The following is a 23697-nucleotide window of genomic DNA, read 5'->3' on the forward strand; positions in this document are numbered from 1 at the left end:
CCCGCGAACGTTTTGCCGACTTGAGCGTTCGGCTCCCACGCACGAACCGGTGCGGTGGGAGGACAGGACGATGGGCAAGCCCGACGTGATGGAGCCGCGTCCGCCGGAACTGCTCTCACCCTGGCGCACCGACCGCCGCGTCGCCCTGCAGGCGGAGGCCCGGGCCTTCGCCCGCGACGTGGTCCTGCCGATCGCCGACGAGCTCGATCCGCAGAAGGGCGAGATGCCGCGCAGCCTCATCGAGCAGATGGCCGGCAAGGGCTGGTTCGGCATCACGATTCCCGCCGAGTATGGCGGAATGGGCCTCGGCGTCTTCGAGTATTGCCTGATCTCCGAGGAACTCGCGCGCGCCTGGCTCTCCACCGGCTCGATCCTCGCCCGCGGCCAGGGCCTCGGCACCCAGACGCTCGACGACGCGCGCCGCCGGGGCCTGCTCGCGAAATCGGCCAAGGGCGCGTGGATCGGCTCGATCGCGCTGTCCGAGCCGACCGCCGGCTCGGATCTCGCCGGCGTGCAGACCCGCGCGGTGCGCGAGGGCGACGACTGGGTGCTCACCGGCACCAAGCGCTGGGCGGGCTTCGCCCAAGGCGCCGACTTCATCGAGGTGCTGGCCCGGGTGCGCGACCCCGAGCCCGGCGAATCCCGCTCGGCGGGGCTCGAGCCCTTCCTCGTCGTGAAGGAGCCCGGCACCTTTCCGAAGGGCATGACCGGCAAGGTCATCGACAAGATCGGGTATCACGGCTTCCTCACCTTCGAGCTCGCGCTCGACGGCGTGCGCGTGCCGGAGAGCGACCGGCTCACGGGGCTCTACGGCGACGAGGGGGCGGATGCCGATGCGGGCGGCTTCGCCTCGGTGCAGCGCGGCCTCAACATCGCCCGCGTCCACACGGCGGCGCGGGCGGTGGGCGTCGCCCGGGCGGCGGTGGAGGATTGCACCCTCTACCTTCAGGAGCGCGCGCAGTTCGGCCAGCCGATCGGCCAGTTCCAGGCCCTGCGCTTCGCCCTCGCCGACATGGCGGCGGAGGTGGCCCAGGCCCGCGCCTATTGGTGCCAGGTGGCGCATCTCCTCGACGAGGGCCTGCCCGCCGAGAGCGAATCGGCGGCGGTGAAGCTGCTCGCCACCGAGATGGCGGTCCGGGTGACGAACCAGGCGATGCAGCTGCACGGGGGCAACGGCTACACCACCGAGCGGCGGGTCGAGCGCTACTGGCGCGACGCGCGCCTCACCACGATCTTCGAAGGCACCAGCGAGATCCAGCGCCGGATCATCAGCGACCGCATGCTGCCGCGGGGGTGATGGTTCCTGCGCTCCCGTCATCGCTTCGGCTCCGCCGCGCGATGACGGGGTGAGAGCCGGGCGGGCCGACGCGCCCGCCCGAACTCGGAAAAAAATCAGGCGGCGAGCTTGGCGGCGATGCCGGCCACGTGGCGGCCCTGGTAGCGGGCGCCGTCGAGTTCGACGTCGGACGGCTGACGCGAGCCGTCGCCGTCGGCGATGGTGGTGGCGCCGTAGGGTGAGCCGCCCTTGACCTCGCCGACGCCGTTCTGCCCCGCGAAGCTGTAGGGCAGGCCGACCACGACCATGCCGTGGTGGAACATCACCGTGTGGAAGCTCGTCAGGGTGGTCTCCTGGCCGCCATGCTGCGAGGCGGTCGAGGTGAAGGCCGAGCCGACCTTGCCGACCAGCGCACCCTTGGCCCAGAGGCCGCCGGTCTGGTCGATGAACTGCTTCATCTGCGAGGCCATGTTGCCGTAGCGGGTCGGCGTGCCGAAGATGATCGCGTCGTAGCCCGCCAATTCCTCGACGGTGGCGATCGGGGCCTCCTGGTCGAGCTTGTAGTGGAACTGCTCGGCCACCGCGTCGGGCACCAGTTCCGGCACCCGCTTGACCGCCACCTCCGCGCCGGCCTCGCGGGCGCCCTCGGCCACCGCCTGCGCCATGCGCTCCACATGGCCCCAGGACGAGTAATAGAGCACCAGAACCTTCGCCATTGCGGTCATTCCTTCAGCCTTCCGCCGCTCGGGGCGGCTCTCGGATGCGCCCAGTATGGGGAGGCGAGCCCCTTGCAGAAATGCCCCGATCTGCAAGAGCATCTTTGCGATGCTGCAAGGAAGGCCGCAGGGAAGGGGCGCGATGCCGGTGCCGTGGGACGAGTTCCGCCTCGTGCGGGCGATCGCCGAGCGGGGGGCCCTGGCGCCGGCCGCGGGCCAGCTCGGCATCAATCCCTCCACGGCCTTCCGGCGGCTCGCGGCCGTGGAGGCGGCGCTCGGCACGCGCCTGTTCGAGCGCCACCGCTCCGGCTACGTGCCGACGCCCGCGGGCGAGGCCATGGTGGCCGCCGCGCTGCGGATGGAGGACGAGGCGGCCCGGTTCGACCGGGCGGTGACCGATCGGGCCACGGTGCCCTGCGGGACCCTGCGGGTGACCGCGCCCGCGGGCCTCGCCCTCGACCTGCTGATGCCGATGCTCGCAAGGTTCCGGGAGCGCTATCCGCGGATGTGCCTCGACCTCGTCGTCTCGGAGGAGGCACTGAACCTGTCGCGGCGCGACGCCGACGTCGCCCTGCGGGCGACCCGGGCGCCGCCCGCGAACCTCGTCGGGCGCCGCCTCGCGGAGGTGGCCTGGGCCGTCTACGGCCCGGCCGACGATCCTGCCGACGATCCGGCTGAGTATTCGGCCTGGGTGAGCCCGGACGAGAGCGTGGCGGGCGGGCTGTTCACGCGCTTCGTCGCCGCGCGCGCCGGGCCCGAGCGGGTGGCCCTGCGGATCAACACGGTGCTGGGCCTGTGCGAGGCGGTGGCGGCGGGGATCGGGATCGGCGCGCTGCCCTGCTACACGGCCGACCGCAACCCGGCCCTGCGCCGCCTGTCCGGTCCCGAGCCGGACCTGTCCTCGGTCCTGTGGCTCCTCACCCATCCGGACCTGCGCCAGTCGGTCCGGGTCCGGGCCTTCCTCGACCACATCGCGGCCGAGATCGCGCCGCTGCGGGCCGCCCTGGAGGGGCGGGAGCCGGGGCCGCCGGACGCGAGGGCCGCGGAGAGGTGAATGCAATTGCGCGGCGGGGGATTCCGCCTGTATAAGCGGCGATCCCCTCATTCATCGCGACACGGGATCCTCCGCGCCTCGGGCCGGAGGCCTCGGGAAACCCGTTGCGGAGGTCCCGAATCCGCGCCGCGACCGCACCGACCCCCTGGAGTTGCCCGATGTCCCAAGGTCCGTTGATGCCCAAGGCGACCGCCGTATGGCTGGTCGAGAACACCTCCCTGGCCTTCGAGCAGATCGCCGACTTCTGCAAGCTGCACCCGCTGGAGGTGAAGGGCATCGCCGACGGCGAAGTCGCCGCCGGCATCAAGGGCCTCGACCCGATCACCACCGGCCAGCTCACCCGCGACGAGATCGAGAAGGCCCAGAAGGCGCCGCACTACCGGCTCAAGGTCGCGGTCTCGAAGGTGAAGCTGCCGGAGGTGAAGCGCACCACCAAGGGCCCGCGCTACACCCCGCTCTCGCGCCGCCAGGACCGGCCGAACGCGATCCTCTGGCTGCTCCGCAACCATCCGGAGCTGAAGGACGCGCAGATCATCCGCCTCGTCGGCACCACCAAGTCGACGATCCAGCAGATCCGCGAGCGCACCCACTGGAATTCCAGCCAGCTCTCCCCGCTCGATCCGGTGACCCTCGGCCTGTGCTCCCAGATCGACCTCGACTTCGAGGTGCAGCGCGCCGCCAAGGACCGTCCGGTCGTGGCTCAGCCCGATGCCGGCGCCAAGCTCCTGCCGACCGAGGTCTCGACCGCCCCGGCCGCCGAGGAGCGCGACGAGGAAGAGGAAGATCTCAACGCCGATGCAGTCTTCGCCAAGCTCAAGGGGATGAGCCGCATCGACGAGGACGACGACGAGGACTGATTTTTTTCGCACGGGCCGCTCGCCCCACGCGGGGCCTTGCGGGATAATGCCTGTCGCGCTGCCCGGACCGGGCGGCGACAGGGGCGAGGGTTGTGGTATGGCCGACGGCAGCGTGGCCGAACCCGGTGCGGAGTCCGAGGCGGCGGCCTACGAGACGCTCACCCTCGCCGAATCCCTGGTGCGGGAGGCCGGTTGGGCCCCGGAGCAGTTCAGCGACCGGGGACCGAACCCGCCCTATCTGCGCATCGGTGGCTGGCTCCGGCTCAGCCTGACCGCCTACGAGCCCTGCTTCGTCTCGGCCCGCCGCGATCGCGGGCCGTTCCGCTCCCGGATCGGGATGGCGGCCCATCTCGCCCGCTACGACGCCCTCATGGTGGACCCGATCGCCTTCGAGGAATGTTTCGGGCCGGGTGAGGGCAACGAGACGGTGTTCCCCTTCGGCGCGTGGCTCAGCGTGCGCCGGGTCGGCTTCGGCGGGCTCGAGCTCTGGGGCCGGCGCCAGGGCGAGGTGACCCTCCCGCTCGAGCCGCTCGCGGTGGCCTCCGCGATCTGGCTGCGGCGGCGCAAGCCCGCCGCATGAGCGAAACCCCGCCTCGTCCGGGGCGGGGTTGGGGGCTCTTTCGGGGCTTGGGCAAGGGGCTTGGGCAAGGACCTTGGGCAGCGACCGGCTCAGCAGGCCGGGACGCGGCGCCAGCCAACCTGCACGCCGTAGATGTCGTAGACCGGCTGCCGGACGGTGCCGCAGCCATAGCCGTAGACCGGCGCGTAGGCGGGCCGCCCGTAGGCATCGGCCGCGGCGGCGGCCGCCATGCCGGCCACCGCGAGGCCGAACACGCCCGCGGCGATGGCGGGGCCGCCGCGCCAATGCGCCTCGGCGCTGCCGGTGGAGGCGGCGAGCGTGCCCGCAACGGTGAGGGCGGCAACGGCGGCAGCGAGGGGCTTGCGGAACGTCGTGCGGAACATGGCCGTGACTCCTTCGAAGAGAAGGCCCGGAGCGATCTCCGGGTCGTCGGCCGCTCTCGTTGGCCGATGAGCCAGATATAGATCCGGCCGCTCTCGGTTTCTGTGCTGTCGCGCACGTGGTTGTGTCGGGATTGTGGCGCGATAAGACTATTTTTGTGCTCCATAGCACGAAGAAATTCTCGAAAAACCTGACGAAATATCAGTAACAATCGAAGCAATCCATCGCGCCATGTTTCGTCCCGATTGCTTCGGATGGGCCGGCGGCGTGGAAAACGCAGGCCGAAGCCGCTTGAGGGGATCGTGCTGGAAGCCGGGTCCGGGGTGATTCTCGCGAGCGGTCTATCGGAGGGGCGTTCGCCGAGATCCGGCATCCCCGCCTCGGGCCGATGCGAGGGACGCCGGTTCGCCGAAACGGATTGCGTCGCCCCGGCGCCGCGCGCCGAGCCCGATGGTCCCGCAATCAGCTCGCGGGCCGAAAAGGGCCGTCGGCGCGAGGCTTCCCGTCACGCCGAAGCCAGCGGCTTCGACACGTCCTCCAGGGACTTGCCTTCCGCGGCCGTGCCCCAGATGCCGCCGACGATCGCCGCCACCGCCATCAGCGCGGCGCCGATCAGATAGCCGACGAGCACGAGGTCGCGCGAGCCGGTCTCGACCAGCGCGCCGAACAGCAGCGGCCCCGACACGCCGCCGATGCCGGTGCCGAGCGCGTAGAAGGCGGCGATGGCCAGCGCCCGGATCTCCAGGGGGAAGGTCTCGGCGACGGTGAGGTAGGCGGCGCTCGCTGCGGCGGAGGCGAAGAAGAACACCACCATCCAGGCCGCGGTCTGGCCCACCGGGCCGAGGATGCCGAGCTGGAACAGGGTGCCGACGACGGCGAGCAGCACCGCCGAGATGCCGTAGGTCGCCGCGATCATCGGGCGCCGGCCCACCGTGTCGAACAGGCGCCCGAGCAGGACCGGGCCGAGGAAGGAGCCGAGCGCGAAGGGCAGCAGGTACCAGCCGACATCGCTGCCGGGGACCTGATAGAACCGCTCCAGCACCAGCGCGTAGGTGAAGAACAGGGCATTGTAGAAGAAGGCCTGGGCGATCATCAGCGCGAGCCCGACGACGGTCTGGCGGCGGCTCGTCACGAACATCGCGCTCGCCACCTCGGACAGCGGCGTGTGGCTGCGGACCCTGAGCTTGAGGCGTCGGTTCGGGTCCGGCGGGGGGAGGGTGATCCCGGCATCGGTGAAGCGCTTCTCGATGCCGGAGACCACCCGGTCGGCCTCGGCGGCGTAGCCGTGGGTGACGAGCCAGCGCGGGCTCTCGGGAATCCAGCTTCGCAGAAGCAGGATCACGAGGCCGATGCCGCCGCCGACGAAGAAGGCGACGCGCCAGCCCCAGGCCGGATCGATCACCTCGGGGCGCAGCAGCGCGATCGACAGGAACGAGCCGAGCGCCGCCCCGATCCAGAACGAGCCGTTGATGACGAGGTCGGTCCAGCCGCGCACCCGGGCCGGGATCAGTTCCTGGATGGTCGAGTTGATCGCGGTGTACTCGCCGCCGATCCCCGCCCCCGTGAGGAAGCGGAACAGGCAGAAGCTGTAGATGTCCCAGGACAGGCCGGTGGCGGCGGTGGCCACGAGGTAGAGGGCCAGCGTGATGAAGAACAGCTTCTTGCGCCCGATCCGGTCGGTGAGCCAGCCGAAGCCGAGCGCGCCGGTGACCGCGCCGATCAGGTAGGAACTCGCCGCCAGCCCCACGTCGAACTCGGTGAAGGACATCGGCTCCTTGCGCAGGGCACCGACGAGGGCGCCGGCCAGGGTCACTTCGAGCCCGTCGAGCACCCAGGTGATGCCGAGCGCGACGATGACGAGGGTGTGGAAGCGGCCGAACGGCAATCGGTCGAGCCGGGCGGAGATGTCGGTGTCGATCACCGTGCCCGCCGCGACGCGCTCGGGCGCCGTCGCCCCGGCCTGACCGTCCACTCGGCTCGTCATTGGCGCCCCGTTTACCCTGATCGCGGACTCTTGTTCGCAACGCGCTTGTCCGCCCGGCGCGTATCGGACTCCGGCAACGCCTCAGCGTGCGGAATGGCCCCACTCCCCCGGGCCTGCCGCCATGAAATTTTCCGCGAGTTTCCGTCCCAGAATCGTGCTTCCGCCCCTCGCTGCCGCGGGGGCCGTGCTCGCCGCCTCGGCCATCGCGGCCGACCGGCCCGGACCCGCCGCGGCGGAGCGTTGGGCCCTGCGCCCGATCCGGGGGGCCGAGCCGGCGCCCGTCCCGGTCCTGCGCGGATCGAAGTCGATCCCGCTCTCCGACCTGCCCGGGGAGCGGCGGGCGGTGCGGGTGGTCTATCAGGGATACGGCGCGCTGCCCCCGTCGGAGCCCGAGCGATAGGGCCCAGGCCCGCGCGCATCGGCCCGTTGCGGGGGACGCCGCCTCCCGGAACGAGCCGGACGCCAGCTTTCGGGACGAGGCCCTATCGCCGCGGATCGAGCGCGTCGGCGAGGCCGTCGCCGAGGCGGTTCAGCGCCACGAGCGTCACGACGAGGAAGCCCGCGGGCGCGGCGAGCATCCACGGCGCGGATTCGAGGGAGCGCGACCCTTCCGCGATCAGCACGCCCCAGGAGGTGTCCGGCTCCTGCGCGCCGAGGCCGAGGAACGACAGGAAGCTCTCCAAAAGGATCACCCGCGGCACCAGCAGGGTGGCCGCCGCGATGATCGGCCCCAGCATGTTGGGCACGGCGTGGCGGACGAGCACCGCCTCCGTGCGCGACCCCAGCGCATAGGCCGCGCGGAAGAAATCCCGGCTCTTCAGGCTCAGCGTCTGGGTGCGCACGATGCGGGCCATGTCGAGCCACTCGACCGCCGCCACCGCCACCAGCACCAGCCACAGGCCGGCGGGGAAGAACACCAGCAGCATGATGACGAAGAACACGAAGGGCAGGGCGTAGAGGATGTCGACGAGGCGCATCATCAGGGCGTCCGCGGTCCCGCCCGCCATCCCGGCGACCGCGCCGTAGGCGACCCCGACCCCGAGCGCGACCAGCGTCGCCGTGAGCCCGATCAGCAGCGAGACCTGTCCCGCGACGAGGCAGCGGGTGAGGAGGTCGCGCCCGAGCACGTCGGTGCCGAGGAGGAAGCGCAGCCGCCGCACCGGCGCCTCGACCACGAGGCGGCGGCCCCCGTCGTCCCACGCCAGCACGACCGGCGGGCCGAACAGGTCCGAGCGGGGCAGGAGCCTCAAGGCCCGCTCGTCGATCGGCCGGGGCGCGGTGAAGGTCACACGGACGCGCCCGCCCTCTTCCGAGACCGCCTCGACCGCGAGCCGCATCCGGAAAGCGAGGCGGTCGAGGACCGGGCGCAATTCGTCCGGCTGCGGATGGGCCGCGAGCCCGGGCGGGAGCCGGACGAAGTCGGGATAGATCCGCTCCGGCGCATGCCCGGTGAGCCAGGGGCCGACCAGGCAGGCCAGGGCGGTCAGCGCCAGGGCCGCGAGGGCCGCCAGGCCGCCGCGGTCGCGGACGAGCCGGCGGCGGGCGAGGGCGGCGAGCGACCGGCTCATGCGCGGCCGTGCGGGAGGCCGGGGCGCTCCCGGCGGGGGAGGGCCGTCACGCGGCTGCGGGCCGCCCCCCGAGGCGCTTGTCGAGATAGGTGTCGACGGTCTGGGTCAGCTCGTCGACCTTGCCGTCGAAGAAGTGGTTGGCGCCCTCGACCATCTGGTGCTCGATGATGACGCCCTTCTGGGTCTTCACCTTCTCGATGACCGGAATCACCTCGCGGGCCGGCGCCACGCGGTCCTCGGAGCCGTGCACGAACAGGCCGGAGGAGGGGCAGGGCGCCAGGAAGGTGAAGTCGTAGCGGTTGGCCATGGCGGCGATCGAGATGAAGCCCTCGATCTCGGGGCGGCGCATCAGCAGCTGCATGCCGATCCACGAGCCGAACGACACGCCCGCGATCCAGCAGGACTTCGCCTCCGGATTGACCGACTGCACCCAGTCGAGCGCCGCGGCGGCGTCCGACAATTCGCCCGAGCCGTGATCGAACGCGCCCTGGCTGCGGCCGACGCCGCGGAAGTTGAAGCGCAGGGCCGCGAAGCCGCGATTGGCGAAGGTGTAGAAAAGATTGTACACAATCTGATTGTTCATCGTCCCCCCGAACTGGGGGTGCGGATGCAGCACGATCGCGATCGGCGCGCCCTTCTTCTTGGGAGCCTGGTAGCGGCCTTCCAGGCGGCCGGCGGGGCCGGAAAAGATGACTTCAGGCATGGTGTCCTCGGGATGATCCCGTGCTGATCCCCGTGCCCGCCGCGCGCCGGGGAAGGCACAGAGACGAGGGCCCGCACTGCGCAGGCCCTGCCTTGACTCGCTCCGCGCGCCTTCTACAAGCGGTCTTAGAATGATTCTAGGTGATTAGACCCATTCTAAAGAAGAGGACCGACGTCCTTGACCGACCTGCGGGGCACCGTTCCGGGCGCCTTAGCATGGGGACGGGGGGACGAATCAAGGAAATCACGACCCGCCGGGCGTTTGCGGGCCGCGAAGACAGCTCAGACAGGACATTCGGACGACAGGATGGATTGGGCCGCGCGCAGCTACCTCGACCACAACGCGACCTCGCCCGTGCGGCCCGAGGTCGCGGCGGCGGTCGCGCATGCGCTGACGCTGCCCGGCAATCCCTCCTCGATCCATGCGGAGGGGCGCGCCGCCCGCCACGTGCTTGAGACCGCTCGCGGGCAGGTCGCGGCGCTTCTCGGCACCGCGCCGGAGCGCGTCACCTTCACCGGCAGCGGCACCGAGGCCGCCAACGCCGTCCTGTCGGGGGCCCTGCGCCGGGAGGGCCGGCCCGCCCCCACGCGGCTTCTGGTCTCGGCCACCGAGCATCCCTGCGTGGCCGCGGGCCACCGTTTCCCGGCGGAGGCCGTCGAGGGGCTGCCGGTCGATGCCGCGGGGCGGGTCCGGCTCGACGTTCTCGCCGGGCGGCTGCGCGCCTGCCGTGGCGAGACGGTGCTGATCTCGGTCCACGCCGCCAACAACGAGACCGGCGTGGTCCAGCCGCTGTCGGAGATCGTGGCCCTCGCCCGCGCGCACGGGGCGCTCGTCCACAGCGACGCCGTCCAGGCGGCGGGCCGGATCCCGCTCGATGTCCCCGCCCTCGGCCTCGATGCGCTCACGCTCTCGGGCCACAAATTCGCGGGCCCCAAGGGCGTCGGCGCGATGGTGCTGGCGCCGGGTGTCACCCTCGCGGTGCCCTTCCTGCGCGGCGGCGGCCAGGAAGCGCGGCGGCGCGGCGGGACCGAGAATCTGCCCGGCATCGTCGGGATGGGCGCGGCGGCGGAGATCGCCCGCTCCGCTCTGGAGGCGGAGGGCGCCCGGCTCGCCGGCCTGCGCGACACGCTGGAGGCGGCGCTGCGCGCGATCGCCCCCGACATGGTCGTGTTCGGGGCGGGGGCGCCGCGCCTGCCCAACACCCTGAGTCTCGCCGTGCCGGGCCTCGAGGCGGCCACCGCGCTGATCGCCCTCGATCTGTCCGGGGTCGCGGTCTCGTCGGGCTCGGCCTGCGCCTCGGGCAAGGTCGCCCGCTCGCCGGTGCTGGCGGCGATGGGCGTGAGCCCTGCGCTGGCCGCGGGGGCGCTGCGCGTGAGTCTCGGCTGGAATACCCGGGAACGCGATCTCGAACGATTTCAGAAGGGGTTCGAACGGGTCGTGTCGTCCCTATATCAGCGGCGAGGGCAGGCAGCCTGAGAAGCACTCAGCGCCGCCCGCCCAAGCCATTTTTCGCGTTGAAACCCCCGGCCCTTGAAGCCGGCGTCGGTAGGAGAGGCTGAATGCCTGCTGTGCAGGAGACCATCGATCGGGTCCGTTCGATCGACCTCGACCAGTACAAGTACGGATTCGAAACCGTCATCGAGATGGAGAAGTCCGAGAAGGGCCTCTCCGAGGACGTGGTGCGCTTCATCTCGGCCAAGAAGAACGAGCCGGAATGGATGTTGGCCTGGCGCCTCGACGCCTACAAGCGCTGGCTCACGATGAAGGAGCCGGAGTGGGCGCGGGTGTCCTACGACCGGGTCGATTACAACAACATCTACTACTACGCCGCGCCGAAGCGGAAAGGCCCGGAATCGCTCGACGAGATCGATCCCGAAATCCTCAAGACCTACGAGAAGCTCGGCATTCCGCTGCGCGAGGTCGAGGTGCTGGAGGGCATCGCCCCCGAGCGCCGCGTCGCGGTCGATGCGGTGTTCGACTCGGTCTCGGTGGCCACCACCTTCAAGGCCGAACTCTCGAAGGCCGGCGTCATCTTCATGCCGATCTCGGAGGCCATCCGCGAGTACCCTGACCTCGTCAAGAAGTACCTCGGCTCGGTCGTGCCGGTGACCGACAACTTCTTCGCGACCCTGAACTCGGCGGTCTTCTCCGACGGCTCGTTCGTCTACATCCCGCCGGGCGTGCGCTGCCCGATGGAACTGTCGACGTACTTTCGCATCAACGAGCGCGACACCGGCCAGTTCGAGCGCACGCTCATCATCGCCGACAAGGGCTCCTACGTCTCGTATCTCGAGGGCTGCACCGCCCCGAAGCGGGACGACAACCAGCTCCACGCCGCGGTGGTCGAACTGGTCGCCCTCGATGACGCCGAGATCAAGTACTCGACCGTCCAGAACTGGTACCCCGGCGACAACGAGGGCAAGGGCGGCATCTACAACTTCGTGACCAAGCGCGGCGATTGCCGCGGCGCCCGCTCGAAGATCTCGTGGACGCAGGTCGAGACCGGCTCGGCGATCACGTGGAAGTACCCGTCCTGCATCCTGCGCGGCGACGATTCCCGCGGCGAGTTCTACTCGATCGCGGTGTCGAACGGCATGCAGCAGGTCGATTCCGGCACCAAGATGATCCATCTCGGCAAGAACACGACCAGCCGAATCATCTCGAAGGGCATCTCGGCGGGCCGCTCGCAGAACACCTATCGCGGCCTCGTCTCGGCCCACAAGAAGGCCAAGGGCGCGCGCAACTTCACCAACTGCGACTCGCTCCTGATCGGCGATCAGTGCGGGGCCCACACCGTGCCCTACATCGAATCGAAGAACGCGAGTGCGGTGTTCGAGCACGAAGCGACGACATCCAAAATCTCCGAAGATCAAAAATTCTACTGCCTGCAGCGCGGCCTCTCCGAGGAGGAGGCGACCGCGCTCATCGTCAACGGCTTCGTCCGCGACGTGCTGCAGCAGTTGCCGATGGAGTTCGCCGTGGAGGCCCAGAAGCTGATCTCGATCAGCCTCGAAGGCTCGGTGGGCTAACGGTCTGCGGGTCCGACCTCGCGGCGCGCGGCACGGCGCGCCGCGTGGGGTCGGACGCGGTGAGAGGCAGCCCGCGCTCCGGCGCTCCTGGCAGCCCGAAGCGCTTCGCATCGGACGAACGTGCAGAGCGACCCGCCCGACGGGCACCGCTCTCCTGTCCCCGATGCGGCATCGATGCAGGGACCGGCGGCCCGTCCGGAGATCCGGGCCGCAACGCGGCCGTCCTGCGGGCGATGCATCAGGAATGGTTATGAAGGACTTGGACGAACATGCTTGAGATCAAAAACCTCGTCGTGCAGATCGAGGACAACCGCATCCTCAATGGACTGAACCTCACCGTGAACGACGGCGAGGTCGCCGCGATCATGGGCCCGAACGGGTCCGGCAAGTCGACGCTCTCCTACGTCATCGCCGGCAAGGAGGACTACGAGGTCCTCGACGGCGAGATCCTGCTCGACGGGCAGAACGTGCTGGAGATGGCGCCCGACGAGCGCGCCGCCGCCGGCATCTTCCTGGCCTTCCAGTATCCGCTGGAGATCCCGGGCGTCGGCACCATGACCTTCCTCAAGGCCTGCCTCAATGCCCAGCGCAAGGCCCGGGGCGAGGCCGATCTCTCGACCCCCGACTTCATCCGCGCGGTGAACGCGGCCGCGGACAAGCTCGAGATCAACAAGGAGATGCTCAAGCGCGCCCTCAACGTCGGCTTCTCCGGCGGCGAGAAGAAGCGCATGGAGATCCTCCAGATGGCGCTGCTGCAGCCGAAGTTCTGCGTGCTCGACGAGACCGATTCCGGCCTCGACATCGACGCGCTGCGCATCGTCTCCGAGGGCGTCAACGCCCTGCGGGCTGAAGGACGCTCATTCCTCGTCATCACCCACTATCAGCGGCTCCTCAACCACATCGTGCCCGACACCGTGCACGTCATGTCGAAGGGCCAGATCGTGAAGACCGGCGGCAAGGAACTGGCGCTCGAGCTCGAGGCCTCCGGCTACGCCGAGTACCGCACGAGCGAGGCTGCGTGATGGCCGACGTCACCAATCTCCGCTCCCCCGCCGAGGCCAGCCTCTCCAAGCTCTTCGAGACCGCGCGGAAGGGCTTTGCCAGCGAGCAGGCCATCAGCCGCGAGGAGGCGTTCCGCTTCTTCGAGGCGACCGGTCTGCCGAGCCGCCGGGTCGAGGCGTTCAAGTACACGGATCTCCGCGCCGCCATCACCGAGGCCGCCCCGCCCGCCGAGGCGCCGAGCGCGGACGCGGCCCGGACCGCCGTCGCCGGGGCCAAGGGCTTTTCCGAGATCGAGGCCGTCCGCCTCACCTTCGTGAACGGCCACCTCGTCGCGTCCCTGTCGGACCTCGACCGGGTCCCCGAAGGCGTGACCGTCACGCCGCTCAACGAGGCGCTGGCGCAGGGCGACCCGCGCCTGTCGCTTCTCGCCCCCGTCGAGCAGGTGCGGGAGAACCCGATCTACCAGCTCAACACCGCCTTCCTGGCGGACGGCGCGCTGATCTCGGTCGCTCCCGGCGCCAAGCCGCAGACGCCGATCCACCTGCGCTTCGTCGGCACCGGCGCGGCGGCCTTCTCGACCGCGACCCGCGTTCTGGTCGATGTCGCCGCCGACGCGGAGTTCTTCCTGCTGGAGAGCCACGAGGGACCGTCCGGGCTGACCTACCAGCCCAACGATGCCCTCGACGTGCGCATCGGCGCCGAGGCCGCCTTCCGTCACACCCGGCTGAATCGGGAGGGCGATGGGGCCGTCGCCCTGTCGACGCTGTCCGTGCGCCTCGACGCGCGGGCCCAGCTCGAGACCGTCAATCTCGTCACCGGTGCCAAGCTCTCGCGCCACCAGATCTACCTGCATGTCGCGGGCGAGGACGCCCACGCGGTCGTCAACGGTGCGACGCTGCTGGGCCACGGCCAGCTCGCGGACTCGACGCTCCTCGCCGATCACGCGGCGACGGGCGGTGTCGGCCGCGAGATGTTCAAGACGGTGATCGACGGCGATTCCACCGGCGTGTTCCAGGGCAAGATCATCGTCCGCCAGGTCGCGCAGCAGACCGACGGCAAGATGAAGTCCGACTGCCTGCTTCTGACCGACGACGGCCAGATGATGAACAAGCCGGAGCTGGAGATCTTCGCCGACGACGTCGCCTGCGGCCACGGCGCCACCTGCGGCGCGCCGGACGACGACCTGCTGTTCTACCTCATGGCCCGCGGCCTGCCGCGCGCCATCGCCGAGAGCCTGCTGGTGCAGGCCTTCGTCGGCGAGGCGGTGGAGACGGTCACGCACGAGGGCGCGCGGGACGCGCTCATCGGCGGGATCGAGGCATGGCTGGCGTCGCGGAGCTAAGGCGCTGCCATCACCCTTCCCCCTCTGCGGGGGAGGGGCCTCGCGGGATGCGAGGCGGGAGAGGGGAGCGACGGTTCCGGACCATGCGGAGCTGGCCCCTCACCCGACGTCCTTCGGGGGCCTCCCTTTCCCGCGCAGCGGGAGAGGGCGATGCGCACGATGGAGAATTGGCGATGGACGAGCGCCCTGGGCTGAACGACGGCGCACTCCGTCTGCAAAGCGTCGCTCATGAGGCGCGCGATGCGTGGCTCACGGACCGGGGCTTCCTCGTCGGGCGCGTCTCGACCGATCCGGTTCCCCGCAATCCCGGTGCGGTGATGGACGCCCTCGGCGCGGCCATCGAAGACCGGAATGATCCCTCTCCTGCCTCGCTGCGCGAGGCACCCTCCTCACCCGGAGGGGAATTCGCGAGCGCCCTTTCATGAACGCACCCGTCTCCGCCACCCGCTACGACCTCGAGGCGATCCGGAAGGAATTCCCGATCCTCTCGGAAAAGGTCTACGGCAAGCCGCTGGTCTATCTCGACAACGCCGCCTCGACGCAGAAGCCGAAGCGCGTCATCGACGCGATGGTCTCCTGCATGGAGACCGGCTACGCCAACGTGCATCGCGGCCTGCATTACATGGCCAACGCCGCGACCGAGGGGTTCGAGGGCGCCCGCGAGACCACGCGCCAGTTCCTCAACGCCGCCTCGACCGACGAGATCATCTTCACCCGCAACGCGACGGAAGCCTACAACCTCGTCGCCGCGTCGATGGGCTGGGCCGGGCTGATCGGGGAGGGGGACGAGATCATCCTCTCGATCATGGAGCACCACTCCAACATCGTGCCCTGGCACTTCCTGCGCGAGCGGCGCGGCGCCGTCATCAAATGGGCGCCGGTCGACGATGACGGCAATTTCCTCATCGAGGAATACGAGAAGCTGTTCAGCCCGCGCACCAAGATGGTGGCGATCACCCATATGTCGAACGTGCTCGGCACGGTGACCCCGGCCGAGGCGATCGTGCGCATCGCCCACGCCCACGGCGTGCCGGTGCTGCTCGACGGGGCGCAGAGTGCCGTGCATCGCCCGGTCGACGTCGCCGCGCTCGATTGCGACTTCTTCGTCTTCACTGGCCACAAGGTCTACGGCCCGACCGGCATCGGTGTCCTCTACGGCAAGAAGGCGTGGCTGGACCGGCTGCCGCCCTACCAGGGCGGCGGCGAGATGATCCGCACCGTCACGCAGGATTCGATCACCTACAACGACCCGCCCCACCGCTTCGAGGCGGGCACGCCGGCCATCATCGAGGCGGTCGGCCTCGGCGCCGCGCTGGAATTCATGATGGGACTGGGGCGCGAGGCCATCGCCGCCCACGAGGCGATGCTGACCGCCTATGCCCAGGATCGCCTCGGCGCGATGAAGGCGATCCGCCAGATCGGCAATTCCCGCGACAAGGGCGGCGTCATCGCCTTCGAGGTGAAGGGCGCCCATGCCCACGACGTCGCCACCATCATCGACCGCCAGGGGGTGGCGGTGCGGGCCGGCACCCACTGCGCCATGCCGCTGCTGAACCGCTTCGGCGTGACCTCGACCTGTCGCGCCTCGTTCGGTCTGTATAATACGACCGAGGAGATCGATGTCCTGGCCGAAGCGCTGGCCAAGGCCGAGAAGCTGTTCGCGTAGATTTTTCCAAGACAATTTCGGTCGTCGGACGCGGCGGCCGGAAGGAGTGAACCGATGAGCACCGACGCCACCATCACCGGGGGCACCAATACCCCCGCCCTCGCGGCGGCTTCCGCGATCCCCGCGGAAGAGATCGACCGCCTGACCGACGACATCGTCGCCGCCCTGAAATCCGTCTACGATCCCGAGATCCCGGCCGACATCTACGAGCTCGGCCTGATCTATCGCGTCAAGATCGAGGACGACCGGCGCGTGCTGATCGACATGACCCTGACCGCCCCGGGCTGCCCCGTGGCCGGCGAGATGCCGGGCTGGGTCGAGAACGCGGTCTCGGCGGTGCCGGGTGTGCAGGCCTGCTCGGTCACGATGGTGTTCGACCCGCCGTGGGACCAGAGCCGGATGTCCGACGAGGCCCGCGTCGCGCTGGACATGTGGTAGCGCCTCAGCGGACCGGGCGTCCCGGCTCGAAGGCCACGTCCTCGTAGAGGTCGGCGAGCGCGAGCCGCGCCCCGAGGGCGGGCAGGTCGATCACGGTGGTGGAGGGCGGCGGGATCTCCACCACGCGGCAAAGAGAACGATCAGGCCATCGCAACCTCCGTCACCGATTCAGCATAGCACCGCTGCAATCGACCGGTGCGCCGGGTCTCCCGGTGGACCGGCGTCGGGGGAGTGCTTATCTTCCTCTCCGTACAAAACCCCTCACCCGCCCGGGCCTTGAACCCGGTCGCAGGAGAGCGACGACGATGTCTGGTTTCAAGGTAATTTCGCTGACCGACCGCGCGGCGGAGCGGCTCAAGGCCATCATGGCCGATGCGGAGCGCCCCATCGCGGGGCTTCGGGTCGGCGTGAAGAACGGCGGCTGCGCCGGCATGTCCTACACGATGGAATATGCCGAGGATCGCAAGGCCGGCGAGGACATGATCGAGGACCGGGGCGTGCGGGTGTTCATCGATCCGAAGGCGGTGCTGTTCCTGCTCGGCACCGAGATGGACTTCCAGACCACGAAGCTGTCCTCCCAGTTCGTGTTCAACAATCCGAACCAGACCTCGGCCTGCGGCTGCGGCGAGTCCGTGGCGATCACGCCCGTGAGCCCCGAGCGGCTCGGCGCGCTGGCCTGATACGGTTCCAGAGCCCGCCCGGGCCCGTGCGCTGACGCACGGGCCCGGCCGCCCGCGCGGCTGCGGCCACAAACCGGTCCGATTGTCGGACCAACCCTTCCGCTCCGACGGGGCAGCGAGGCGGAGGGGTACCGATGCGCAGCTACAACGTGTTCCGGCGCAGGGGCGGCGAGGCCCTGTGCTGTGCGGTGCCGGAGAGTCATGCGGTGCCGCGCTTCGTGGGCGGGCGCCGCTGGACCTTCGGCGGCAAGATCGACGCGGATTCGGCCGCGCCCCCGGGCTTCGACGACCGCGCCGCCACGACCGCCGTGCGCTTCAACGGCTTCTACCTGTTCCAGTCCCTCGACGAGCGCCAGGGCTGAGTCCCGGGCCGGAACTCGGCTCAAGGGAGACGCCGGCCCGCTTCCGCCGACGTCCATCATCCGGGCGGCCCGCTCGACGATTCCGTCGAGCATTCCTTAACGGCTCCCGGCTAGGGTCGCTGGAATCGTCGGAGCCGGAGGCCGACCATGACCAGCGACCAGCGCCAGGACATCCGCAAGCGAACGTTCCTCAAGGGTCTGATCCTCTTCAACAAGGGCGCGTCCAGCATGGACTGCCTGATCCGCGACATGTCGGAGACCGGCGCGCGGATCGAGCTGAGCGAGACCAGCACCCTGCCGGAGGTGTTCGACCTCTATATCCCGCAGAAGGACGAGACCTTCCGCTCGGCGCTGCGCTGGCGACGCGACGGTGCCGTCGGCATCGCCTTCGTGGATCAGCGCAAGCCGGCGGCGGAGCCCGAGGTGAAGCAGGACGCCTCGATCGGCGTGCTGCTGCGCCGCATCGCCGAGCTGGAGGCCGAGAACGCGGCCCTGCGCTCGGTGCTCGCCACCATGGGCGCAGCCAAGGCCAGCGCCGCCTGATCGCGGCTCAGGCCGCGTCGTCCAGCGCCGCCCGGATGCGCGCGGCGTGCTCGGCCAGAACGGCGTTGTCGGCCATGCCGCCCTCGTGACGCTTCAGCGGCACGCCCTCGTGCCGCGGCACGAGATGGACGTGGAGGTGGAACACCGTCTGCCCGCCCGCCGGCTCGTTGAACTGGAAGACCGTGAGTCCATCGGCGGCGAAGGCCGTCTTCACCGCGCGCCCGACCCGCTGCACCGTCGCGATCAGGGCGGTGAGGGTCGACGGCTCGGCATCGAGCAGGCCGCGGCTCGGGGCCTTGGGGATCACCAGGGTATGGCCCTCGCCCTGGGGCATCACGTCCATGAAGGCCAGCGTGTCCGCGTCCTCGTAGACCGTGTGGGCCGGGATCTCCCCGCGCAGGATCTTTCCGAAGATGTTGTCGGGGTCGTAGGGCGGCGTCATCGGGCTCCTCCTCAAGCGCCGTCCGACAACGGCGAGGCCGGTTCGTCGCAGGACCGCGCGGCAGGATCCGGGCGGCAGGGTCGAGATGGGAAGGCGCCGGGCCGGCGCCCCGCGATGGGCGGCAGGTTGCACGGCCGGCCCGGCCCCGTCCACCGCCCCGGCCCTTCCGAAACGGATCGCCCCCATCATCCCGGCCATCGGGGGTCGAACCATGCGGCCCATGAGCGCGTTGAGAGCCCCGTGACGACGGCGACGCTTCCGGTGCGCCGAACGGGAGCGCGGGAATGGCCGAGAGCACGAGTGCGATCTACACGGCGGCGGGGGCCAACCTCGCGATCGCGGCGGCGAAGTTCGTCGGCGCCTTTCTGACCGGCTCGACCGCGATGCTGGCGGAGGGCGCCCATTCGATGGTCGACACCGCCAACCAGATCCTGCTGCTGGTGGGCCTGAAGCGGGCGCAGAAGCCCGCGGATGCGAAGCATCCGTTCGGCTACGGGCGCGAGGTCTATTTCTACGCCTTCATCGTCGCGCTGTTCATCTTCCTCGGCGGCGGCATCTTCGCGATCTACGAGGGCGCCCACAAGATCCAGCATCCCGAGCCCGCCGCGGATGCGACGGTGCTGGGCTACCAGCTGTCGGGCTTCTGGGTGAACGTCTCGATCCTCGGCTTCGCGATCCTGGCCGAGGGCTATTCCTGCCTCGTGGCGCTCCGGGCCTTCTGGGCCGAGAAGGGGAACCGGTCGGCGATCACCGCGATCCAGCGCAGCAAGGACCCGGCCCTCTACACGATCCTGGTGGAGGACATCGCGGCCCTGATCGGCCTGTTCATCGCCATGGCCGGCGTGATCGCGGCGCATGTGCTGGACAAGCCGGTGCTCGACGGCTGGGCCTCGATCGGCATCGGCGTGGTGCTGATCGGCATGTCGATCTTCCTGATGTTCGAGACCCACGGCCTGCTGATCGGCGAGGCCGCCGATCCGGAGGTGGTGCGCTCGATCGAGGCGGCGGTGCGCGAGGAGCGGGCGGTGCGCCACGTCAACGAGGTGCTGACCCAGCATCTCGGCCCGTCCGACATCCTGGTGAATCTCAGCCTCGACTTCGCCGACGAGATCCCCGCGGGCGAAGTCGAACAGACGGTGGCGCGGCTGGAGCAGCGCATCAAGGCCAAGAGCCGCAACGTCACCCGGGTCTTCATCGAGATCCAGGCGAAGGGCGCCCATGCCGCCACGCAGGCCGAGCCTGCCCCCGCCGGATCGGACGCGGCCCCGCCCGGCTCGGCCGTGCCGGCCTGACCCGAGGCTCGCCCTGGATTCCGGATCCGGGGCGAGCCTCTCGATGTCTGGGTCGCGTCGGCATTTTTTCGAGAGCCGGCACCCCGCTCCCGGGCCGAGGCTTTATCCCTCTTCCTGCTCGCGGGTGAGCAGGGCCGCCTTCCGTGCCACGCCCCAGCGGTAGCCCGACAGCGCCCCGTCGGAGCGCACCACCCGGTGGCAGGGGATCGCCACCGCGATCCGGTTGGCGCCGCAGGCCATCGCCACCGCGCGCACGGAGGCCGGCTCGCCGATGGCGCGGGCGATCTCGGCATAGCTCGCGGTCGTGCCGGCCGGGATGCGGCGCAGGGCTTCCCAGACCCGCTGCTGGAAGGCGGTGCCGCCGATGTCGAGGGGCAGGTCGTGGGCGCGCGCCGGGGCCGCGACGAGGCCGACGACCTGCGCCACCCGCGCCGCGAAGCCGGGCGCGCCGGGCCCGATCTCGGCGTGGGGAAAGCGGGCCCGGAGATCGGCGCGCATCGTCTCCGCGTCGTCGCCGAGCTGGATCGCGCAGACGCCCCGCTCCGTCGCCGCCACGAGCACGAGACCCAGGGCGCAGGGCTCGACCGCGACGGCGATGCGCTCGCCGGGCGCACCCTTGCGATAGGCGGACGGGGCCATGCCGAGGCGCCCGGCGGCGCCCGCATAGAAGCGGCTCGGCGCGCCATAGCCCGCCGCGTAGACGGCGTCCGTCACCGAGGCGCCCGAAGCGAGGCTGTCGGCGGCGCGCGATGCGCGATGCGCCGCGCCGTAGGCCCGCGGCGTCACGCCGGTCACCGCCTTGAAGGTCCGGTGGAAGTGGAACGGGCTCAAGCCCGCCGCCCGGGCGAGCGCGTCGAGGCTCGGCAGGGTCTCGGACGCCGCGATGAGCCGGCAGGCATCGGCGATCCGCCCGGCCTGGCGCTGCGCCGAGGAGGCCGCGTCCGGTCGGCAGCGGCGGCAGGGCCGGAAGCCTGCCGCCTCCGCCGTGGCGCAGGTCGTGTGGAAGGCAAGATTCTTCGGCAGCGCCGCCCGTGAGGGGCAGCTCGGGCGGCAATACACCCCGGTCGTGCGCACCGAATAGACGAAGCGCCCGTCGAGTGCCGCGTCGCGGGCTTCGACCGCCGCGCGCATCCGCGCCTCGGTGAGAGGGCTGTCGGGGGGAAGGATGTCGGTCTCGGCGAGCATGGGCGTCTCCGTCACGGTCCGGCCGATCCTGGCCCGTCCGCCGCGGGCCCGCATCCCGCCCCTTGCTGCCGAAATCCGGGTTCGAAGGGCAAGCCCTTCGCGGGTCCAGGGCGGAGCCCTGGGAAAGAGCGGGGCGCTGCCCCGCTCTCCGCCGAGGGATGATCCCTTTGGGATCCCGGGACGTCAGGCCGCCGTGCGCCGCTCCACCACCCGGGCGAGGTAGGCCGCCCCGAGCGGGATCAGGCTGTCGTCGAAGTCGAAGCGGGCATTGTGCAGGCCGGGCCCCGGGGTCGCGCCGAGCCACGCATAGGCGCCGGGGACGGCGGCCACCATGTCGGCGAAATCCTCGCTGCCCATGCGCGGCACGGTGTCGGCCTCGACGTTCTCCGGCCCGAACAGCTCCGCCGCGATCTCGGCGGCGGCCGCCGCCTGCGCGGCGCTGTTGTCGAGCACCGAGAACACGTCGCGCAGGTCGACCGCGATGGTGGCGCCGTAGGCGGCGGCGAAGCCCGCCGCGATCTCGCGGATGCGGGTGCCGATCAGGGTGCGCAAGGCCGGATCGAAGGTGCGCACGGTGCCGGCGAGATGGGCGCCTTCGGGGATGACGTTGTAGGCCGCGCCCGCGTGGATCTGCGTGATCGAGACCACGGCGGATTTCAGCGGGTTGGCATTGCGGCTGACGATCGATTGCATCGCCTGGGCGAGCCCCGTCGCCACCACGATCGGGTCGATGCCCTGATGCGGCATCGCCGCGTGGGCGCCGCGGCCGGTGATGCGGATGTCGAAGAAGTCCGCCGCCGCCATGATCGGCCCGGGCCGCACCTGAAACACCCCGTGCGGGCCGTGGGGCGCGTTGTGGATCGCGTAGATCTCGTCGACCGGAAACTTTTCGAAGAGGCCGTCGGCGATCATGGCGCGGGCCCCGCCCAGCCCTTCCTCCGCCGGCTGGAACACGAAGATTGCCGTGCCGTCGAAGTCGCGGGTCTCGGCGAGGTAGCGGGCGGCGCCGAGCAGCATCGTGGTGTGCCCGTCATGCCCGCAGGCATGCATCGTGCCCGGCACGGTGGAGCGGTAGGGGAGGTTGGTCTCCTCGGTGATCGGCAGGGCGTCCATGTCGGCGCGCAGCCCGATCCGGCGCTGTCCCGGCCGCCCCTGGAGGACGCCGACGACGCCGGTCTTGCCGAAGCCCCGGTGGACCTCGATGCCGAAGGTCTCGAGATGCCCGGCGACGATGCCCGAGGTGCGAACCTCCTCGAAGCCGATCTCGGGATGGGCGTGGAGGTCGCGCCGGATGGCGGTCAATTCGTCCGCGTAGGCGCGGATGCGGTCGATCGGGCTCATTCCCCTGTCTCCTGGCAGGTCTGGCGGAACGGCGACAGCGCTCCGGATTCGGCGATGAGGTCGCGCACGGCGCGGCGTTCCCGCTTCAGGTAGTCGCCCACCGCGCGGCCGAGGCCCGGGTCGGCGAAATCGTGGGCCGAGTGCATCGGCACCGGGCGGTAGCCCCGCGCGAGCTTGTGCTCGCCCTGGGCCCCGGCCTCGACCCGTTTGAGGCCGCGGGCGAGGGCGAAGTCGATCGCCTGATAGTAGCAGACCTCGAAATGCAGGAAGGGATGCTCCTCAAGGCAGCCCCAGTTGCGCCCGTAGAGCGCGGTGTCGCCGATGAAGTTGATGGCGCCCGCGATCGCCCGGCCCTCGCGGCGGGCGATCACCAGCAGGATGCGCTCGGCCATGCGCTCGCCGATCAGCGAGAAGAACGCCCGGTTCAGATAGGGCCGGCCCCATTTGCGGGCGCCGGTGTCCCGGTAGAAGGCGTAGAAGGCGTCCCAATCGGCCTCGGTGATGTCGGAGCCCGTGAGGGGCTCGATGGTGATGCCCGGGGCCAGCGCCTCGCGCCGCTCCCGGCGGATCGCCTTGCGCTTGCGGGAGGCCAGCTCGCCGAGGAAAGCCTCGAAATCCGCGTAGCCTTCGTTCTCGAAGTGGAATTGCTGGTCGAGCCGCGGCAGCATCCCGAGCGCCGCCGCCCGCTCCGATTCCGCCGCCTGCATGAAGGTGACGTGGATCGAGGAGGCGTCGGTCTCGGCCCGCAGCGCCCGCAGACCCGCCACGAGGGCGGCGGTCGCGGCGTCGGGGTCCTCGCCCGGGGCGATCAGGAAGCGCGGGCCGGTGACCGGCGTGAATGGCACGCTGACCTGGAGCTTCGGATAGTAGCTGCCGCCGGCCCGCTCATAGGCATCGGCCCAGGCATGATCGAACACGTATTCGCCCTGGCTGTGGGACTTGAGATAGCAGGGCGCGGCGCCGACCAGCCGCCCGGCCCGCTCGACCCGCAGATGCAGCGGCAGCCAGCCGGTGCGGCGGGACACGCAGCCCGCTTCCTCCAGCGCCGAGAGAAAGGCGTGGGAGGTGAAGGGGTTGAAGGTCTCGTCGCCGGAGGCCAGCGTCTCGGGCGAGCGGGCGCAGGCGTCCCATTCGGCGGCGTCGAACCGGGCGAGCCCCGGCACGGCCCGTACCTCGAGGGCGGGCTCGGAGCCGGTCGCCGTGGCGGGAGAGGTCATGGCCGCCAACGTAGCGCCCCGGCGGCCCCGCGCAACGGG

At 70.5% G+C, this 23697-nt stretch carries 25 protein-coding genes; 16 read left to right on the forward strand and 9 right to left on the reverse strand.

What is annotated here, in order from left to right; all coding sequences use genetic code 11:
• Positions 1 to 70 precede the first annotated feature (70 nt).
• Positions 71 to 1297, forward strand: coding sequence for an acyl-CoA dehydrogenase family protein (locus tag LW587_RS06660; RefSeq protein WP_232628807.1), 1227 nt, complete (start codon positions 71 to 73; stop codon positions 1295 to 1297).
• 95 nt (positions 1298 to 1392) lie between these two features.
• On the opposite strand, the gene wrbA is transcribed toward LW587_RS06660, so the two are convergent.
• Positions 1393 to 1992, reverse strand: coding sequence for an NAD(P)H:quinone oxidoreductase (gene wrbA, locus LW587_RS06665; protein WP_232628808.1), 600 nt, complete (start codon positions 1990 to 1992; stop codon positions 1393 to 1395).
• Between the two features lie 142 nt (positions 1993 to 2134).
• On the opposite strand from wrbA, the gene LW587_RS06670 reads away from it, so the two are divergent.
• The 3 genes from LW587_RS06670 (at position 2135) to LW587_RS06680 (ending at position 4483) form a co-directional block, all read left to right on the forward strand.
• Positions 2135 to 3046, forward strand: coding sequence for a LysR family transcriptional regulator (locus tag LW587_RS06670; RefSeq protein WP_232628809.1), 912 nt, complete (start codon positions 2135 to 2137; stop codon positions 3044 to 3046).
• Positions 3047 to 3204: 158 nt separating this feature from the next.
• Complete coding sequence (locus LW587_RS06675) at positions 3205 to 3903, forward strand: DUF1013 domain-containing protein (protein WP_232628810.1); 699 nt, start codon at positions 3205 to 3207, stop codon at positions 3901 to 3903.
• Positions 3904 to 4000: 97 nt separating this feature from the next.
• Positions 4001 to 4483 carry a hypothetical protein gene (locus LW587_RS06680; protein WP_232628811.1) on the forward strand — a complete coding sequence of 161 codons (483 nt, stop codon included), beginning with the start codon at positions 4001 to 4003 and terminating at the stop codon, positions 4481 to 4483.
• 89 nt (positions 4484 to 4572) lie between these two features.
• Here the strand turns inward: LW587_RS06680 and LW587_RS06685 are convergent, their stop codons facing one another.
• Both LW587_RS06685 and LW587_RS06690 read right to left on the reverse strand, forming a co-directional pair.
• Entirely contained in the window at positions 4573 to 4866 is a 294-nt protein-coding gene (locus tag LW587_RS06685) for a hypothetical protein (RefSeq protein ID WP_232628812.1), read from the reverse strand.
• A gap of 503 nt (positions 4867 to 5369) precedes the next feature.
• The gene (locus tag LW587_RS06690; protein WP_232628813.1) at positions 5370 to 6848 is read right to left on the reverse strand and encodes an MFS transporter; all 1479 of its coding nucleotides are present in this window, start codon (positions 6846 to 6848) and stop codon (positions 5370 to 5372) included.
• 154 nt (positions 6849 to 7002) lie between these two features.
• Between LW587_RS06690 and LW587_RS06695 the strand changes: the two genes are divergently transcribed.
• The gene (locus LW587_RS06695) at positions 7003 to 7248 is read left to right on the forward strand and encodes a hypothetical protein (RefSeq protein ID WP_232628814.1); all 246 of its coding nucleotides are present in this window, start codon (positions 7003 to 7005) and stop codon (positions 7246 to 7248) included.
• A gap of 82 nt (positions 7249 to 7330) precedes the next feature.
• On the opposite strand, the gene LW587_RS06700 is transcribed toward LW587_RS06695, so the two are convergent.
• Both LW587_RS06700 and LW587_RS06705 read right to left on the reverse strand, forming a co-directional pair.
• Positions 7331 to 8416 (reverse strand): ABC transporter permease, encoded by a 1086-nt coding sequence (locus LW587_RS06700; RefSeq protein ID WP_232628815.1) that lies wholly within the window; start codon positions 8414 to 8416, stop codon positions 7331 to 7333.
• 46 nt (positions 8417 to 8462) lie between these two features.
• On the reverse strand, positions 8463 to 9119 hold the full coding sequence (locus tag LW587_RS06705; protein ID WP_232628816.1) for an alpha/beta hydrolase: 657 nt from the start codon (positions 9117 to 9119) through the stop codon (positions 8463 to 8465).
• Between the two features lie 306 nt (positions 9120 to 9425).
• Between LW587_RS06705 and LW587_RS06710 the strand changes: the two genes are divergently transcribed.
• The 10 genes from LW587_RS06710 to LW587_RS06755 all read left to right on the forward strand — a co-directional run bounded on the left by LW587_RS06710 (position 9426) and on the right by LW587_RS06755 (position 18181).
• A complete protein-coding gene (locus LW587_RS06710; protein WP_232628817.1) occupies positions 9426 to 10595 on the forward strand; it encodes a cysteine desulfurase family protein in 1170 nt (389 codons plus the stop codon).
• 83 nt (positions 10596 to 10678) lie between these two features.
• Positions 10679 to 12148 (forward strand): Fe-S cluster assembly protein SufB, encoded by a 1470-nt coding sequence (gene sufB / locus LW587_RS06715; protein WP_232628818.1) that lies wholly within the window; start codon positions 10679 to 10681, stop codon positions 12146 to 12148.
• Between the two features lie 269 nt (positions 12149 to 12417).
• Positions 12418 to 13170, forward strand: a complete 753-nt coding sequence (sufC, locus tag LW587_RS06720) for a Fe-S cluster assembly ATPase SufC (protein WP_232628819.1) — start codon at positions 12418 to 12420, stop codon at positions 13168 to 13170.
• Positions 13170 to 14492 carry a SufB/SufD family protein gene (locus LW587_RS06725; protein ID WP_232628820.1) on the forward strand — a complete coding sequence of 441 codons (1323 nt, stop codon included), beginning with the start codon at positions 13170 to 13172 and terminating at the stop codon, positions 14490 to 14492. Before sufC ends, LW587_RS06725 begins: the two co-directional genes overlap by 1 nt.
• A gap of 173 nt (positions 14493 to 14665) precedes the next feature.
• The gene (locus LW587_RS06730) at positions 14666 to 14917 is read left to right on the forward strand and encodes a hypothetical protein (protein WP_232628821.1); all 252 of its coding nucleotides are present in this window, start codon (positions 14666 to 14668) and stop codon (positions 14915 to 14917) included.
• Positions 14914 to 16158 (forward strand): cysteine desulfurase, encoded by a 1245-nt coding sequence (locus tag LW587_RS06735; protein ID WP_232628822.1) that lies wholly within the window; start codon positions 14914 to 14916, stop codon positions 16156 to 16158. The genes LW587_RS06730 and LW587_RS06735 overlap by 4 nt, the downstream gene beginning before the upstream one ends.
• 54 nt (positions 16159 to 16212) lie before the next feature.
• The gene (locus tag LW587_RS06740; RefSeq protein WP_232628823.1) at positions 16213 to 16596 is read left to right on the forward strand and encodes an SUF system Fe-S cluster assembly protein; all 384 of its coding nucleotides are present in this window, start codon (positions 16213 to 16215) and stop codon (positions 16594 to 16596) included.
• Positions 16597 to 16901: 305 nt separating this feature from the next.
• Positions 16902 to 17276: a HesB/IscA family protein gene (locus tag LW587_RS06745; protein WP_232628824.1), complete on the forward strand. Its 375-nt coding sequence runs from the start codon at positions 16902 to 16904 to the stop codon at positions 17274 to 17276.
• Between the two features lie 134 nt (positions 17277 to 17410).
• Entirely contained in the window at positions 17411 to 17638 is a 228-nt protein-coding gene (locus tag LW587_RS06750) for a hypothetical protein (RefSeq protein WP_232628825.1), read from the forward strand.
• Between the two features lie 147 nt (positions 17639 to 17785).
• Positions 17786 to 18181 (forward strand): PilZ domain-containing protein, encoded by a 396-nt coding sequence (locus LW587_RS06755; protein WP_232628826.1) that lies wholly within the window; start codon positions 17786 to 17788, stop codon positions 18179 to 18181.
• Between the two features lie 7 nt (positions 18182 to 18188).
• Here LW587_RS06755 and LW587_RS06760 read toward each other — a convergent pair whose 3' ends face one another.
• The gene (locus tag LW587_RS06760) at positions 18189 to 18623 is read right to left on the reverse strand and encodes an HIT family protein (RefSeq protein WP_232628827.1); all 435 of its coding nucleotides are present in this window, start codon (positions 18621 to 18623) and stop codon (positions 18189 to 18191) included.
• 284 nt (positions 18624 to 18907) lie between these two features.
• On the opposite strand from LW587_RS06760, the gene LW587_RS06765 reads away from it, so the two are divergent.
• Complete coding sequence (locus LW587_RS06765; RefSeq protein ID WP_232628828.1) at positions 18908 to 19915, forward strand: cation diffusion facilitator family transporter; 1008 nt, start codon at positions 18908 to 18910, stop codon at positions 19913 to 19915.
• A gap of 102 nt (positions 19916 to 20017) precedes the next feature.
• Here the strand turns inward: LW587_RS06765 and ada are convergent, their stop codons facing one another.
• The 3 genes from ada to LW587_RS06780 form a co-directional block, all read right to left on the reverse strand.
• Positions 20018 to 21100 carry a bifunctional DNA-binding transcriptional regulator/O6-methylguanine-DNA methyltransferase Ada gene (ada, locus tag LW587_RS06770; RefSeq protein WP_232628840.1) on the reverse strand — a complete coding sequence of 361 codons (1083 nt, stop codon included), beginning with the start codon at positions 21098 to 21100 and terminating at the stop codon, positions 20018 to 20020.
• 183 nt (positions 21101 to 21283) lie between these two features.
• Positions 21284 to 22441, reverse strand: a complete 1158-nt coding sequence (locus LW587_RS06775) for a M20 aminoacylase family protein (protein ID WP_232628829.1) — start codon at positions 22439 to 22441, stop codon at positions 21284 to 21286.
• Positions 22438 to 23658, reverse strand: coding sequence for a GNAT family N-acetyltransferase (locus LW587_RS06780; protein ID WP_232628830.1), 1221 nt, complete (start codon positions 23656 to 23658; stop codon positions 22438 to 22440). The genes LW587_RS06775 and LW587_RS06780 overlap by 4 nt, the downstream gene beginning before the upstream one ends.
• Between the last annotated feature and the right edge of the window lie 39 nt (positions 23659 to 23697).

This window comes from Methylobacterium sp. Leaf118, assembly GCF_920984675.1.
GTDB lineage: Bacteria > Pseudomonadota > Alphaproteobacteria > Rhizobiales > Beijerinckiaceae > Methylobacterium.